General features: G+C 42.4%; 11 protein-coding genes. All 11 read left to right on the forward strand.

Going from position 1 to position 15,262, the window contains the following annotated elements; all coding sequences use genetic code 11:
* The first annotated feature begins 1 nt into the window (after nt 1).
* The 11 genes from F1644_RS13630 to F1644_RS13680 all read left to right on the forward strand — a co-directional run bounded on the left by F1644_RS13630 (nt 2) and on the right by F1644_RS13680 (nt 15,253).
* On the forward strand, nt 2–1,441 hold the full coding sequence (locus F1644_RS13630; RefSeq protein WP_158571789.1) for a RagB/SusD family nutrient uptake outer membrane protein: 1,440 nt from the start codon (nt 2–4) through the stop codon (nt 1,439–1,441).
* A 28-nt stretch (nt 1,442–1,469) separates the two neighbouring features.
* Nucleotides 1,470–2,348: a hypothetical protein gene (locus F1644_RS13635; RefSeq protein ID WP_118594240.1), complete on the forward strand. Its 879-nt coding sequence runs from the start codon at nt 1,470–1,472 to the stop codon at nt 2,346–2,348.
* Nucleotides 2,349–2,500: 152 nt separating this feature from the next.
* Entirely contained in the window at nt 2,501–3,439 is a 939-nt protein-coding gene (locus F1644_RS13640) for an ABC transporter ATP-binding protein (RefSeq protein ID WP_118303154.1), read from the forward strand.
* Nucleotides 3,440–3,468: 29 nt separating this feature from the next.
* Entirely contained in the window at nt 3,469–5,778 is a 2,310-nt protein-coding gene (locus F1644_RS13645) for a Gldg family protein (RefSeq protein WP_118303156.1), read from the forward strand.
* Between the two features lie 171 nt (nt 5,779–5,949).
* Nucleotides 5,950–6,510, forward strand: a complete 561-nt coding sequence (locus tag F1644_RS13650) for an RNA polymerase sigma-70 factor (protein ID WP_229782364.1) — start codon at nt 5,950–5,952, stop codon at nt 6,508–6,510.
* 96 nt (nt 6,511–6,606) lie between these two features.
* Complete coding sequence (locus tag F1644_RS13655; RefSeq protein WP_118303160.1) at nt 6,607–7,779, forward strand: FecR family protein; 1,173 nt, start codon at nt 6,607–6,609, stop codon at nt 7,777–7,779.
* A gap of 165 nt (nt 7,780–7,944) precedes the next feature.
* A complete protein-coding gene (locus F1644_RS13660; protein WP_317147129.1) occupies nt 7,945–8,973 on the forward strand; it encodes a SusC/RagA family TonB-linked outer membrane protein in 1,029 nt (342 codons plus the stop codon).
* Nucleotides 8,970–11,333: a SusC/RagA family TonB-linked outer membrane protein gene (locus F1644_RS13665; protein ID WP_317147130.1), complete on the forward strand. Its 2,364-nt coding sequence runs from the start codon at nt 8,970–8,972 to the stop codon at nt 11,331–11,333. The genes F1644_RS13660 and F1644_RS13665 overlap by 4 nt, the downstream gene beginning before the upstream one ends.
* A gap of 16 nt (nt 11,334–11,349) precedes the next feature.
* Entirely contained in the window at nt 11,350–12,891 is a 1,542-nt protein-coding gene (locus F1644_RS13670; RefSeq protein ID WP_087419462.1) for a RagB/SusD family nutrient uptake outer membrane protein, read from the forward strand.
* A 13-nt stretch (nt 12,892–12,904) separates the two neighbouring features.
* Nucleotides 12,905–13,627 carry a DUF4843 domain-containing protein gene (locus F1644_RS13675; protein ID WP_118303164.1) on the forward strand — a complete coding sequence of 241 codons (723 nt, stop codon included), beginning with the start codon at nt 12,905–12,907 and terminating at the stop codon, nt 13,625–13,627.
* A gap of 18 nt (nt 13,628–13,645) precedes the next feature.
* Nucleotides 13,646–15,253 (forward strand): PKD-like family lipoprotein, encoded by a 1,608-nt coding sequence (locus F1644_RS13680; RefSeq protein WP_118303166.1) that lies wholly within the window; start codon nt 13,646–13,648, stop codon nt 15,251–15,253.
* The last annotated feature ends 9 nt before the right edge of the window (nt 15,254–15,262 follow it).

Genomic DNA, 15,262 nt, shown 5'->3' on the forward strand with positions numbered 1-15,262 from the left:
AATGAAAGAAAGAATTTTATTGATAATATTTACGTTGGGAATTCTGACTACGTCTTGTTCAGATTTCCTAGATTCCAAATCTCAGGATGAGGTAATACCTAAAACAACGAAAGATTTTCGTGAGTTGCTGCTGGGATCGGGCTATCCCGCTCCTGCTAATGCTCATCCTTTGTCTCTGACGGGATATATGGATGATGATGTCGATACGGATTTGGGAAATAGTATGGCCGGTAGTGATCTTGTTAAGGGGATTTTTTCGGTTTTTACGTGGCAGGCTGATGCGGAAAAGTACGAGGGAACGATTATGAGCCCGGAGTTGGCGTCCACGCCTTATTATGCGATGTACGAGCGAATTAAGGGGTGTAATGCCGTGTTGGATTATATTGATGAGGCTATCGGAACACCGCAAGAGATAAATCATATAAAAGCAGAGGCTTTGTCCGTGAGGGCGTTGTTTTATTTTTGGTTGGTGAATCTTTATGGAGAGCCTTATACGGAGAATCCGCAGGCGGCAGGTGTTCCCTTGAAACTTTCTTCTTCGGTGGAAGAGGTTAGCGTGGCTCGTGCGACGGTGGGACGGGTGTATAATCGGATTCTGGAAGATTTGACGAAAGCGGCGGAGTTGTTTGGTGAAGAGAGCCGGGTGACCACGAATTTTAGAATAAATCGGCCGACGGTGGAAATCCTTCTTTCACGGGTAAATCTTTATATGGGGAAATGGAAAGAGGCGGTGGAGGCGGCCACGGAGGCTATCCGGATTGGCGGGAAGTTAGCCGATTTGACAAAGATTGAGAAAAGCGGTGCGTTTGCTTGTGTCAGATATTCTTCACCGGAAGTGACTTGGATGTATGGTGGTGCGGGTATGGGTTTCTATATCGAGAGTGGGTTGAATATGGCAAAAGAACTGGAAGAAAGATACAGTGCTAACGACCGACGGATGGATCTTTATTATTCACATGATGCACTCAGAGGTTCCTATTATCTTCAAAAAGAGGGAACCCCGGCATACGGAGATCTTGGGTATGCTCCGAAACAGGCGATACGGATCTCGGAGGCTTATTTGAATCGGGCAGAGGCTTACGTGTTGTGGGATAATAAGGTGACGGAGGCTTTAGCGGATTTGAACGAGTTACGTCGGAATCGTATCGAGGGGTATTCGGATGTGTCTATCAGTGATCCTACTTTGTTATTGGAAGAGATTCGCAAGGAGCGTCGTTTGGAATTAGCTAGAGAAGGACATCGCTGGTTGGATTTGCGTCGTTACGGGATGCCTTCCATTAAACATACGTGGTTGCCGGGAGTGGGGTTGACTTTACAGACTTTTGTGCTGAAGGCAAAGGACCCGATGTACACGTTACCATTGCCCGAAGCCGTATTGGGTGTTAACCCGGCTTTGAGTCAGAATGCTTCGGCCAATACCCCGGAACGTAAAGCGGAATGATGTGTATGAACGATTAAAAGAATTCATGATGAAAAAAAGATATATAATAGGAATGTTTATCGGGAGTGTTCTCTTTTGCTCGTGTGCTAAGGATGCGGCATTGGGACCGGATGTTTCACTTGAACGGGATTACGTGCTACCTCAAGGGAAATCCCCGCAGGCGGATGGTCGGATTGTGGATTTGTACGAGAAGTATGGTTCTTATTTCTTGTATGATTTTACTTTGTTGGATTTGAATTGGAATCAGGTGGCTAATTCAACTAGTTATAAGTTGGCTTTGGGTGATCCGACTTATGCCGGAGATATGCTGGATTTACTGGATGAGGTGTGGTTGCAGTTCTATCCGGAGGAATTTTTGGTGAAGAATTTACCGTACCGGGTTTTTATGGCAGACACGATTTATCAGGTCTTGAGTTATATGGACAGACCGATAGAATGTGCGAAAACAGGAGATAATTCGTTAGCTTTCGGTTATATGAATGCGGACACGAAGAAGAAGACGGCTGCCGAGAAGTTGGCGTTGAAGAACACGGTGCAGATGTTGTTTTTTGATTTGTTGCAGGTGCGGAAGGCTGTATCGATACCGGAGGAGTTTTACAAAATCAGCGATTATTCAACGAAAGCAAGCTCTGATCCCAATGATGATGATTACGCACGTAAACGGGGATTCGTGGCAAACCCCCAATACGGGAATGAATGGTGTACCTACGTTAATTGGCAGACAAAGACCTTGTTACAGTCGGATGATTTGACGTATTTTTTGGCAAATATTCTTTGCCGGACCTCCACCCAGTGGGCCAGTGATTTAACTTACCCGTTGGTGAAGGAGAAGTACGATATTTTGGTAAGCCATTTCAAGAAGGAATATAATATTGATTTGGTGAAGATAGGTAACAAGACTTACTAGTATCAAGAGTTTATAAAGTCCATAAAGTTTGTAAAGTTTATCAAGTGACGGGAACCCTGGAAACGAGGTTCTTGGAGCTTGTAAACTTTATAAACGGGGGACGTGTTGGCTTTACATTAAGGGAATAGATGTTTGAATTATAAAATTATTGTATGGAAAAATCAGTTGTAAGAGTAGAAAATCTGTCTCATCGTTACAATGTGCAGTGGGCTATTCGGGATATTAATTTCGAGATAGATCAGCGAGGGGTTGTGGGATTGCTGGGATCGAACGGGGCCGGGAAGTCCACCACGATGAATATTATTTGCGGGGTGTTGAAACAAACGCAGGGAGAAGTTTACATTGACGGTATCAATTTCCGGGAGAATCCGGTGGAGGCTAAAAGGAATATCGGTTTTTTGCCCCAGAAGCCTCCTTTATATATGGATTTTACCGTGGACGAGTATCTCACGTATTGTGCGGATTTGCGAATGGTGGATAAGAGGGATGTGAAAAAGGCGGTTGACGAGGCGAAGGCTCGGTGTGGGATTACTCATTTCAGTAGTCGCTTGGTTCGGAATTTATCGGGTGGGTATCAACAGCGTGTGGGAATCGCACAGGCGATCGTGCATAACCCGAAGTTCGTGGTGTTGGACGAGCCGACGAATGGGCTGGACCCGAACCAGATCGTGGAGGTGCGGCATCTGATTAAAGAAATCGCTGAGGAGCGTTCCGTGCTTTTGTCCACGCATATCCTTTCAGAGGTACAGGCTACTTGTGAAGAAATTAAGATGATTGAACAGGGGCAGCTGGTCTTTTCGGGGACGTTGGATCAGTTTGATAATTATATACAGCCGAACACGATTATGGTGACGTTGGCAAATCCCCCCGCGGAGGGAAGTCTTGTCTGGGAGGGAGTGAGTAACGTGGAGAGGGTTACGGATCACCGGTTCCGTTTGCGTTATGACGGATGCCGGGAGACGGCGAGACGGGTGGCGGAGCAGAGCGTGAATCGGTGCTGGGGATTGGAAGAGTTGGTGGTGGAGAAAAGCTCTATGGACGAGGTGTTTGCTAAATTATCCGGCAAGGCGAATGATGAAGGGAAAAGATAAGATGTTGGTCAAAAGAAATTAAATATATTATGAGAAGAATATTGAAAATAGCGAAAGCAGAGTTGTTTACTTTGTTTTATTCCCCGGTGGCTTGGCTGATCCTTGTGGCCTTTACCGTTCAAGTCGGGTTGAAGTTCACTGGGTTGATGGCGGATTTCGTTTACCGGGAAGATATTGGGTTCGGGAATGGATTTTTGACGGCGAATTTGCTGGGGGGTATATTCGGGATGTATAACACGGTGCAGCAGTATTTATACCTTTATATGCCTCTATTGACCATGGGGTTGATGAGCCGGGAGTTTAGTAGCGGGTCGATCAAGTTGCTATATTCTTCGCCAGTGACATCGTCTCAGATTGTCATGGGTAAGTTCTTGGCGATGATGGCTTACGGGTTGGTATTGTTGGGAACGTTAATCCTGTATATCGGTTACGCGGCTTGCGTGGTGGATAATTTTGCTTTTGCCGAGGCGTTGTCCGGTTTGCTGGGGTTGTATTTGTTGTTGTGTGCTTACGCGGCTATCGGGCTTTTTGTTTCGTGTCTGACCTCCTATCAAGTGGTTGCGGCTATCGGGACGTTGATTATTCTGGCCGTGCTGAATTACATGAATCAAGTGTGGCAGGATATCGCATTTATTCGGGATATCACGTATTGGTTATGTCTTTCCGGGCGTACGAACGAGATGATCAGCGGTTTGTTGTGTAGTGAAGATATTTTGTATTTCGTGATCGTGATTTCCATGTTCTTGTTGTTGAGTATTTTGAAATTGCAGTCCACGAGACAGCGGGTTTCTTTTTCCATGGTTTGGGGAAAATATCTTGGCGTGGTGGTGGTTGCGATGTTGTTGGGATTCGTGACGTCTCGTCCCGTGATGATGTGCTATTATGATGCGACGGAGACGAAACGGAATACCTTGACACCTAACAGTCAGGAGGTCATGAGTAAGTTGGAAGGAGGAATGACGATTACCACGTATGTCAATTTCTTGGATCGGGATTATTATATCGGGATGCCTAATATGGTAAATTCGGATTTGGAGAGGTTTAAGCAGTATTTGCGGTTTAAGCCGGAGATCAAGATGAAGTACGTGTATTATTACGATTCGGTTTCTAATAATCCTTGGTTGGACGTGCGATTCCCGAATACGACGACGAAGGAGAAGGCGGAGCAGTTGGCTGATATGCGTGATTTGAATTTCAAGATGTTCATGGCGCCCGAAGAGTTGAAGAAGAAAGTGGATTTGTCGGATGAGGGGAATCGTTTTGTACGGATCGTGGAACGGGAGAACGGGCAAAAGGCTTTCCTGCGTCTGTTCGATGACATGATGAAGTTCCCCAGCGAGGCGGAGATGGCCGTGACGTTTAAACGGTTTACCATGAAATTACCGAAAGTCGGGTTCTTGGCCGGACATGGGGAACGTTCGATTGATTCGGACCGGGCGAAGGATTATCTTTTCTTTTCGCAATTGAAGAATTTCCGTTATTCTTTGATTAATCAAGGGTTTGACGTGGAGAATGTTTCTCTTGCCGGAAGTTCGGATATTCCGGATGATATTGAGATCGTGGTGATTGCCGATCTGACAAAGCCTTTGGAGCCGGGGGAACAGGAAAAGTTAGATAGGTATATCGCCCGTGGAGGGAATTTGGTGATTGCCGGAGAGGTAGGCAAACAGGATGTTATGAATCCTCTCGTGGAGCAGTTCGGGGTTCGTTTTTTGCCGGGGGTTTTGGTACAGGTGAAGCAGGATGTTCAACCGGATTTGATGATCGTGAATGCCACGCCGGAGGCGGGAGAGATGTCTTATTTCTTTCAGGATATGTTGATCGGCCGGAATGCGAAGATCGTGATGAACGGGGCCGCGGGATTGGCCTACACGGAAGATCGGGGATTTAAGGTGACGGAGATTTTGCGGACAGATACGACCGGATGCTGGAACGAGATGGAGACGAGGGATTTCGTGAATGATAGCGTGATTCTTAATACGGCGGCCGGAGAGGTGGAGGCGATGTACCCGGTGGCTCTGGCTCTTTCCCGGAAGGTGGGAGATCGTGAGCAAAGGATTATGATTCTTGGGGATGCGGATTGTATCAGTAATGAAGAGTTTTCTATCCGGAGGAATTTGCGGGTGATGACGGCCAATTATACTTTGGTTACAGGTACGTTCTATTGGCTCTCTGATGAAGAGGCGCCTATTGATGTCCGTCGCCCTATGGGAACGGATAATAAGATACACTTGAGCCGGAAAGCGATGCCTTATTTGAAGACAGCGTGTATGGGAATTGTACCCGCTATATTGCTGATTTGGGGCGTGGTGTTGTGGATGAGGAGAAAGCGAAAATAAGTAGTACGGAATTGTCAAGATGTTGTGTGCCCCCCCCAAGGTTCGATAAGAGCTTTTGGGGGTGTTTTGTGTTTCTTTGAATTTATGATATATTTTTTGTTTTTTTTGAATGAAAAATCATAGCTTTGTCATAAAGTAATGTGGGCAAACAATTATTAGAGATACATGGGTATGCAACCAGAAGAGTTTATAGACCAGATAAATAGAAAGCAAATGCCGGCTTTCCGTGAGTTGTTTGGTTCGTTCTATCGCTATCTGGTGTTATATGCTATGCGTTATGTGAGACAGCAGGAAGTGTCGGAAGATATTGTGCAGGAGGTTTTTATTGCTATTTGGGAGAGTGATAAAAAGTATAATTCATATCATGGATTCCGGGCATTTTTGTATGATTCGGTCAAAAATCGTTGCTTGAATTATTTAAAGCACCAAGAGGTTGAACGGCGGCATGCAGAGATTTTATTGCAGGAGCAGGATGAAGAGGACGAAGATCATCGGTTAATGCGTGAGGAGATGTACCGGGCATTGCATCGGGCCGTGGATGAATTGCCGGAGCGTTGTCGTCAGGTGTTCAAATTGCATTTGCAGGGCAAGAAAAATGAGGAAATTGCTCAAATGCTGGAACTTTCTGTGGAAACAGTGAAAACACAGAAAAAGAAGGCGATGTATTTTTTGCGTGAGCGATTAGGTAGGTTGTATTATTTGTTAATGATTCTGAATATTATTGATTTATAGTATTTTGTGTGTTTTGTCTGATTTTTTTTGAAAAAAAAGATGAATTAGGATACCCCGTTTTTGTATCATGGTTGTATATGATGCAAAAATTATCAGATGGAGAATCAATATCCCGATAGAATTGTTCACTTGCTGCAACTATACTTGCTTGGAGATATTACCAAGGAGGAACGGCAGGAATTAGAGGTATGGTGTGAAGAGAAGGTACGGAATAGGCAATTGTTTGAACAAATTTGCCAAGAGGATTTGTTTTCAAAAGAACGATTTGTTTATGAAAAGATAGATGATACAAAGGCATTACGTACTTTTGAAAAACACGTAAGAAAAGTTTCTGCGAGAGGTATTGGCCGTTGGTGGAAATATGCGGCCGTGTTGCTATTTCCTATTTTAGTTGTCGGATCGTGGAAATTGATATATGAAGTAGAGCAAGTTCCTGTTGTAACCACTTCTGTTTCACAGATTCAACCGGGATGTTCACGGGCAGTACTTGTCTTGGATGACGGACGGAAAGTGTTCTTGAAGGAAGAGGACGAGAGGGTGATTTCGGAAGATAAGGGGATAACGGTTACAGGGGAAAAAGATCGTTTAGTATATACTTCTTCCGAGGGAAAAAATGTAGACGAGATCCGTTTCAATGAACTTGAGGTTCCTCGTGGTGGGGAGTATAAAGTAAGATTGGCAGATGGAACATTGGTGTATTTGAATTCGGCAACTCGAATGAAATATCCTGTTAAATTTGATGAAAAAGAACGTAAAGTGTATTTGTCGGGAGAGGCTTATTTTGAGGTTACCAAAGATCCCAAACGTCCATTTTTGGTAGAAATGGAAGGCGTGGAGGTTCGGGTGTATGGGACTTCTTTTAACATTAATACTCATCAGAAGGGGAATATTCAAACCGTATTGGTCAAGGGAAGTATTGGGGTCAAGGTTTTGGCATCAGGAATGGAGAGCGTGATTACACCCGGGCAGATGGCCGAGTTTAAACAAGGAAATGCAAAGGTTGATGTGAAGGATGTAAATGTAGCTGTTTACACGGATTGGAAGGATGGCATTTTCCGTTTTGAAAATCAGAGGTTGGAAGATATTCTTACTGTTTTGTCAAATTGGTATGATGTGGATGTTTTTTATCAAACTGTTTCTGTGAAAGAGCTACATTTTTCGGGGTATATGGAACGGTATAAAGATGTCAGTGTGATTTTGGAAGCGATTACCTTATCAACAGGGGTAACGTTTTCTGTTCAAGGAAAGACGATTATTGTATCAAAATAAAAACGGAAAGTATTTGGCGTACTTCCCGTTTGTAATTAAGTACAACAAAAACTATTTGGCGTAGTTTCTTGTTGAGGTATTAATAACTTTAAGTACAAATGTATGAAAAAAAACCGATTGTGCCATTCTTTTTTTAAAAGACCATGGCGTAAAATTTTAGTAATTATGAAATTGTTTTTTTTACTCACTTGTTGCTTTACACTTTCGTTGTCAGCCAATAGTTTGGCTCAACAGGAACGTGTGAGCTTGAAAATGAAGAACGTGGGTGTGGAAAAGTTGTTCGATGAAGTTCAACGTCAGACGAAACTTTATTTCTTGTTTAATATAGAACAAGTAAAGCAATTGGGAAAGATTTCTTTGGACGTGAACAATGAAACCGTGGAATCGGTGTTGATGTCTGTTTTCAAGAATTCAGATTTGACGTACGTTTTTAACGGGAATATGATTGTCGTACGACCTAGGGATACTCAAGAGAATAAGGAAATAAAGAAGATCGTTATAACGGGAAAGGTTTCTGACGAGAAAAAACAGCCTCTTCCCGGGGTAACGGTGCAGATGAAGGGCGTTGCTATCGGAACGGCAACGGACCACGACGGGAAATACTCGTTGACGATCCCGAATGCCCCGAAAAAGTTCACGTTGGTGTATTCTTTCGTGGGTATGGTTACTCAAGAAGTTATTTACGCCGGAAAGGACACGATTAACGTGGTGATGAAGGAGGACGTGGCGACGTTGGAGGATGTGGTGGTGACCGGTTATATGAATATTCGTAATTCAAGTTTTACGGGTAACGCAGTAACCGTGAAGAAGGAGGATTTGTTGAAAGTTTCGAAAACGAATGTTATTAAGGCGTTACAAGCGTTTGACCCTTCTTTCCGTATTAAGGAAAACAATCGTTGGGGATCAGACCCTAATGCCTTACCCGAGGTGTATATCCGGGGAGAATCCGGTTTGGGAGTGAGACAATTGGATGCTGATGCATTGTCGAAATCAAATTTGAAGGACAACCCGAATCTACCGACTTTTATTATGGATGGTTTCGAGGTGAGTGTTTCCAAATTGTATGATATGGATCCGAACCGGATCGAATCGATTACCATTTTGAAAGACGCGACGGCAACCGCTTTGTACGGTTCGCGTGCGGCTAACGGGGTGGTAGTGATTACCACGGTCCCCCCAAGGCCGGTAAATTGAATATTGATTACAGCTTCGTGGGGGATATTACTTTCCCGGACCTGTCGGATTATCATCTGTTGGATGCCAAGGGAAAATTGGAAACGGAGCGTTTGGCGGGATGTTATGATTTGGCCGTAGCTGATGACGGTTATACGGATCAGTATACTTTGGATAAAGAGTATAATGAAAAATTGGCAAATGTTACCAAAGGTGTGGATACCTATTGGTTGTCCAAGCCGTTGCAGACGGTGTTCAATCATACTCATAGTTTGTACGTGGACGGAGGTAACGAGAGCGTGCGTTTTGGTATTGAATTGCAATATGCCAATCAAGATGGTGTGATGAAGGGGTCGTTGCGTGATCGTATGGGAGCTGGCGTTTCCTTGTCATATAATTACAAAACATTTTTGGTGAAAAATACGGTGACTTATCAACGTGTGCGTACGAAAGAGTCTCCATTCGGTAATTTTGCCGATTTCGCGAAACAATTGCCATACGATACCTATAAAGATGAGAATGGCGTGTATTATCCGACGATGAAATCTTGGGGACGAGGTTCTGAAAGTAATCGCGTGAATCCGATGTACGAACCGAGTTTGCATAATTTTGATAAAGGTGCTTCAGAGGAGTTTATTAATAATTTGTCCATTAATTGGAATATTATTGACGGGTTGTTGTTGAAAGGGCAATTGAGTTTGACGAAGACGATGAATCATTCGAAACGTTTTTATGACCCGTTGTCGAAACAACGAGCTAATTTAAATCAATTGACTTTAGATGATAAGAATAGTAGTAATAATTTGAGTTTAGGTACATTGTATTTGAATAATGACGATAGTTTTAGTTTGGATATGAATGCCACCTTGTCTTATAATAAGGCTTTGAACGGTCACATGATCAATGCGTTAGCCGGTGTTTCCGTGAAAGAAGATAAATCCAAGGCGAATAATGCTACCTATATCGGTTTCCCTTCCGGAACTTTATCATCTCCGCAATACGCTAAAGAGATGCTTCAAAAGACCGGTTTCAGTGAAAGTACGAAACGTTTGGTGGGATTCTTGCTTTCTGTGAACTATTCATATCAAGACATCTATCTTTTGGATGCTTCTGTTCGATTTGACGGTTCTTCTACCTTCGGATCGGATCAACGTTTTGCTCCTTTCTGGTCATTCGGATTGGGGGTTAATTTACACAAGTACGACTTCATCCAATCGTTGGGATTTGTCAATCAGTTGAAAGTGCGTGCTTCTTACGGGCAGATTGGTAAGGCGAATTTCCCCGCGTACGCAGCTCGCTCCACGTATGATATCGTGACCGATGAGTGGTATAAAACCGGTATCAGTACTCGTTTGAAAGCCTTGGGTAATAAGAATTTGACTTGGGAAACGACGAACACGTTCGATATCGGGGCGGAATTGTCATTGTTCAATGATTTGTTGTACGTGAAAGGGGCTTATTATGACAAACGCACGATCGATTTGGTGAATGATGTGACGGTACCGACTTCCACGGGATTTAGTTCTTATCGCGATAACGTGGGTGAAATTTCAAACAAGGGATATGAATTTGATGTACGCGTGGCTGCTTGCCAAACGAAAGATTGGTCTGTGATCTTTAACTTTAATTTGGCTCACAATAAAAATCGGATAGAGAAAATTTCTGAAAGCCTGCGTGCTTATAATGAACGAGTGCAAAAGATGTTTGAGGAAAATTTGATGTATAATGATCCGGATAGAGCTTTGCAAACTCAACCTTTCTTGCAATACGTGGAAGGAGGTTCGATGAATTCTATTTTTTGTGTCCGTTCGTTGGGTATTAATCCTGCCGATGGTCAAGAGGTATTCGTGAGTCGTAATGGACAATTGACAAAGGTATGGAATGCTTCCGATCAAGTTGCAGTGGGTACAACAGAACCCAAAGCTCAAGGTACTTTCGGTTTCAATGTAGCTTATAAACAATTCAGTTTGTACACGAGTTTTATGTACGAGGGTGGAGGACAGCGTTATAACCAGACTTTGGTAGACAAGGTGGAAAACGTGAATGTCTACACGGACAACGTGGATGAGCGTGTATTGACCAATCGATGGACGAAACCGGGGGATAAGGCTAAATATAAAAGTTTGGTGGTAGGACGAGATGGGGTAGAAGATACGAAACCGACTTCTCGTTTCGTGCAAGACTATAATATGTTGTCGTGGAATTCGTTTGAGTTGGGATATGATTTGCCTTCCGGTATTACAAGTAAGTTAAATTTAGGAATGTTGCGTTTTAGCTTTAGTATGAATGATATTTTGCATCTTTCCACGGTGAAACAAGAGAGAGGAACCAGTTATCCTTTCGCTCGTACCGTGACGTTCTCGATAAAAGCTTCATTATAATGAAAAAATTAGAGATATGAAAAAAGTAAATATATTAATCTTGTTGATAGGAGGAGTGTTATTATCAGCATGTACCAGTTGGTTGGATGTTACTCCGGAGGATACGGTCGAAGAGGAGGACTTGTTTAAGGAATCTACCGGATTTCACAATGCTTTAAATGGAGTGTATCAGCAAATGGCGAGCACTTCTTTGTATGGTCGGGAATTGACTTACGGGTTGCTTGATGCCATGGGACAGGTGTATCAGCTTTATGGCGAAAATTATCATTATGGTGCCGGAATCAAGAGTTATCACTACTATTACCAGGGAACCCGGTTTGCTTATGATGCCAATGACGATATAAAGCGTGCTATTGAAAGTATTTGGTCGAAGGGTTATAACACGATAGCCAATTGTAACAACATTATTCGTAATATTGATGCTTTAAAAACGGGAGATTTTCGTGGGGGAGAGGCAGAACGGCAAATGATCAAGGGAGAGGCTTTGGCGGCTCGAGCTTGGATGCATTTTGATTTATTACGTTTATTTGCCCCGGCATTGGTGGCTAACCCTGCCGGAATTTATATTCCTTACGTGACGGATTTCCCTTATTATGGAGGACAGAGTGCATTGAGCGTATTGGAGACATTGGAAAAAATAGAAGCCGATCTTTTGTTAGCGAAAGATATGATCATGGCTTATGATACTTTAAATGATGCTAATCGGCGAATATTAGGAGACCAGTATCGTTTTAGGATACATTCATTCGTTTCTAACACGGATGATGATTCTGATATTATTCCTTTGCCGTTCTATCAGTATCGCGGTTATCGGATTAACGCGATGGCGGTGACCGGTATGTTAGCTCGTTTGTACAGCTATTGGGGGGGAGAGAAGTTAGTGGAAGCGGCTAAAAATGCGCAGGAAGTGATAGATTTTGAATGGACAGATGGAAAGAAAGCTCTTTTTTATACGGAAAATGGTTGGGATAATCGCTTGGATTATGATCGGAAATGTTCGCAGGATTTAATTTTCTGTTTGTCATATCCTTTACTGCAAGAAGGTTATAATGAGTATGCCCTGTCAACAGGTAATGCTTGTTTGGCACTGGCGAAATATGATGAGGTTTGGAATTACGACCTTGCCGATGGCGGTGATTTCCGTTTAAAATTCATTAAAACGATAGATGATTGGTATACTGATCACATGCCCTTGAAGAATATTCGTCCGAATTCGGATAAAGACTTGGTTTCTGTCATTGAGGATATGGTTCCGATGATGCGTTTGAGTGAAATGCATTTTATCTTGGCCGAGTATTATGCTTCGATCGGTGATTTCGGGCAAGCTGCGAATTACTTGAAGGAAGTGCGTGTAGGAAGAAATTGTTTGGGAGATGTGGATTTGGGAATTGTTGATATGGAAACTTTTAAGGCTCGACTTTTAGGAGAGGTTAGACGTGAATTTTTCCAAGAGGGACAGACGTTCTTTTATTACAAAAAGTATGGAGAAAATTTAAGAAAAGGGATGATACCCGAATCTTTTGTTTTGCCGAAACCGGATAGTGAAAATATTAATTAAAGAAGAGGTGACTATGAAAAAACATATTATAGGAACATTGTTGTTGGGGGGATGGAGTCTGATGATGCTGACTCTACTGCAAAGTTGCGATAAACAGGAGGTATTTTCTTACGAGTCGGAGCATGCATTGTTTTTTGAGCGCTGGAAACAGGTGAGTTTGTCGGAGAGATATCGTTTGGATACGGTGAATTATTCCTTTTCTCACTATGTGGGGGTAGAGGATATAGAGCATCAGTTTAAAATAAATCTGATTGGTAATTTATTGGAAGAAGATGCGGAATATAAAGTAATAGTGGTGGATTCGTTGACCACGGCCACGGAAGACCAATATACGATCAAGAATCCTGTTTTCCGAAAAGGACGTTCTTCCGATTCGTTGACAGTGGTGGTACATAAAACTCCGGTATTGAAGGATAAATCAGTGCATCTGACCTTGCGTTTGGTGGAAAATGAAAACTTCGGATTAGGATATATGGGCTATACGGATGTACGTATTCGTTTTAATGATATGCCAACGCAACCGACTTGGTGGACGAAAGAGGTGGAATTGGCATTTCTAGGTCCCTATTCTTATGAAAAGTTGGAAACGATTGTCGCGGCGAACGAAGGATTTACAACATTTGAAGGTTTGTCGCTTACTGAAAAACGTAAAATAGCTTTGAATACCAAGGAGTATATTAGTGAGCATGGAATCACGGAAAAGAACGGTGATCCCATGGAGATTCCTGTCTATTAACGTGTAATTTGATTAATTATGAAAAATATATATTGTATTTTATTGTTTACAGCTTTCATCTTGAATGCGTGTTATGATGATAAAGGAAATTACAATTATAAGGATATCAACGAAATCGAGATATCGTTTGAAGATGATGCTTTTTATACAAAAACATTTGGTGAAGTGTTGGAGTTGAATCCTATCTTGAACTTTGATTTGAGTCAAGAAGGTGATCGATACACTTACTTGTGGAAGTTGAATGATGAAACAAGGGAGGGGTGGGATCAGCCAACGTTAAAATGGGAAATTGATGAGGTTGTAGACCGTGGAAAAATTTCTTTGGAAATAACAGACCATAAATATGGAGTTTCTTATTTGGGATATGCAACTTTGTCTGTGGTCGGAATTTATGAAAATGCTCGCTCTTGGATGATTTTGTCGGAAGTAGGAGGAAAATCGCAATTGTCTTACTTTAATATGTTGGAGTATGATTCTGAGGTTGATACCATTATTTCATCAAGAATTACTTTGGATGTTTATGGGATGAGTAATGATGGAGCTGAATTAGGATCAGGGCCGATCGCCTTGCAAGAACATTTTAGAGAAGGTGTTGATTGGAATGAAAATATTATTGGCAATGTCTGTGTTTTTCAAGAGAGTGGTGCGGTGGATCTAAGTGGCGTGGATTTTACAAAGGAAATTGATATGGCTGAGGCTTTTGACGGAGGTACATATCCGGCAGGAGTTATTCTTGGACCCGGGACTTTCATGGATTGGGTAGATATTGTGACAGATCAAGAAGGACGATTGTATTCCCGATTAAAATCGGTGAGTACAGTCTATAATACGGACTATTTTTTGCATATACCGTTATCTTGTACGGGGGAAACGGAGCCATTGAGAAATTGCACGGTGATTCCCGGATATTACAGATCGAATCGTACGGGGTATAACTTTGTCTATGATGGAGAGAATAAGCGATTGCTTTATGTGACGAATGGAGGAACTAATTGGGAATCCGATTTACAAGGAGCCGGTAGAGTGACTGCCTTACCGGCTTGTGGAGAGAATGATGATATCGATAAAATCATTCCTTTGAACGATATGAAGGGGTATGAATTGCTGAAAGCAACTATGTTTGGATTTGGATACCCGAATTATGGTGTCGCTTTGTTATTAAAAGAGGAGGCAACGGGAAAAATATTTTTGCAACGTGTTAAAATTACGGGAAGTAATGCTAAGCCTAGAATTTTGGAAATTTTTAAAGATGAGGTGATAGGTTTGCCTGGAATTCCAACGGTTTCCGCATTACCATTAAATGGACCGGAGTATATGTTTTTTGCTGTTGATAAGAATGTTTATTGCTTGGATTTGAATAATATAACGAAACCGGTAACCCTTTACAAGAGTTTTGATGCCAATGTTGTGGCCATGAATGCCGAATCGGAAACATACTCGTGTGCTCACATGGCGGTTGGGTTGGAAAATGGAGAGTTTTATATATTAATGATTTACGGTGCTAAGAATCTTAGTGAAGAGGAAAAAGTGATTTATCCGAAACATGGGGCGGCTTATCCTGCAGAGGAACGCATGGGACGAATCGTGGATATTAAATATAAACAGTTGGATCATTGGAACTATTGATCGTTTCTA

The organism is Butyricimonas paravirosa, assembly GCF_032878955.1.
GTDB lineage: Bacteria > Bacteroidota > Bacteroidia > Bacteroidales > Marinifilaceae > Butyricimonas > Butyricimonas paravirosa.

Bases quoted from the DNA above. Each gene is read 5' to 3' on its own strand.
- F1644_RS13630 (WP_158571789.1), top strand. From the start codon at position 2: ATGAAAGAAAGAATTTTATTGATAATATTTACGTTGGGAATTCTGACT.
- F1644_RS13635 (WP_118594240.1), top strand. From the start codon at position 1,470: ATGAAAAAAAGATATATAATAGGAATGTTTATCGGGAGTGTTCTCTTT.
- F1644_RS13640 (WP_118303154.1), top strand. From the start codon at position 2,501: ATGGAAAAATCAGTTGTAAGAGTAGAAAATCTGTCTCATCGTTACAAT.
- F1644_RS13645 (WP_118303156.1), top strand. From the start codon at position 3,469: ATGAGAAGAATATTGAAAATAGCGAAAGCAGAGTTGTTTACTTTGTTT.
- F1644_RS13650 (WP_229782364.1), top strand. From the start codon at position 5,950: ATGCAACCAGAAGAGTTTATAGACCAGATAAATAGAAAGCAAATGCCG.
- F1644_RS13655 (WP_118303160.1), top strand. From the start codon at position 6,607: ATGGAGAATCAATATCCCGATAGAATTGTTCACTTGCTGCAACTATAC.
- F1644_RS13660 (WP_317147129.1), top strand. From the start codon at position 7,945: ATGAAATTGTTTTTTTTACTCACTTGTTGCTTTACACTTTCGTTGTCA.
- F1644_RS13670 (WP_087419462.1), top strand. From the start codon at position 11,350: ATGAAAAAAGTAAATATATTAATCTTGTTGATAGGAGGAGTGTTATTA.
- F1644_RS13675 (WP_118303164.1), top strand. From the start codon at position 12,905: ATGAAAAAACATATTATAGGAACATTGTTGTTGGGGGGATGGAGTCTG.
- F1644_RS13680 (WP_118303166.1), top strand. From the start codon at position 13,646: ATGAAAAATATATATTGTATTTTATTGTTTACAGCTTTCATCTTGAAT.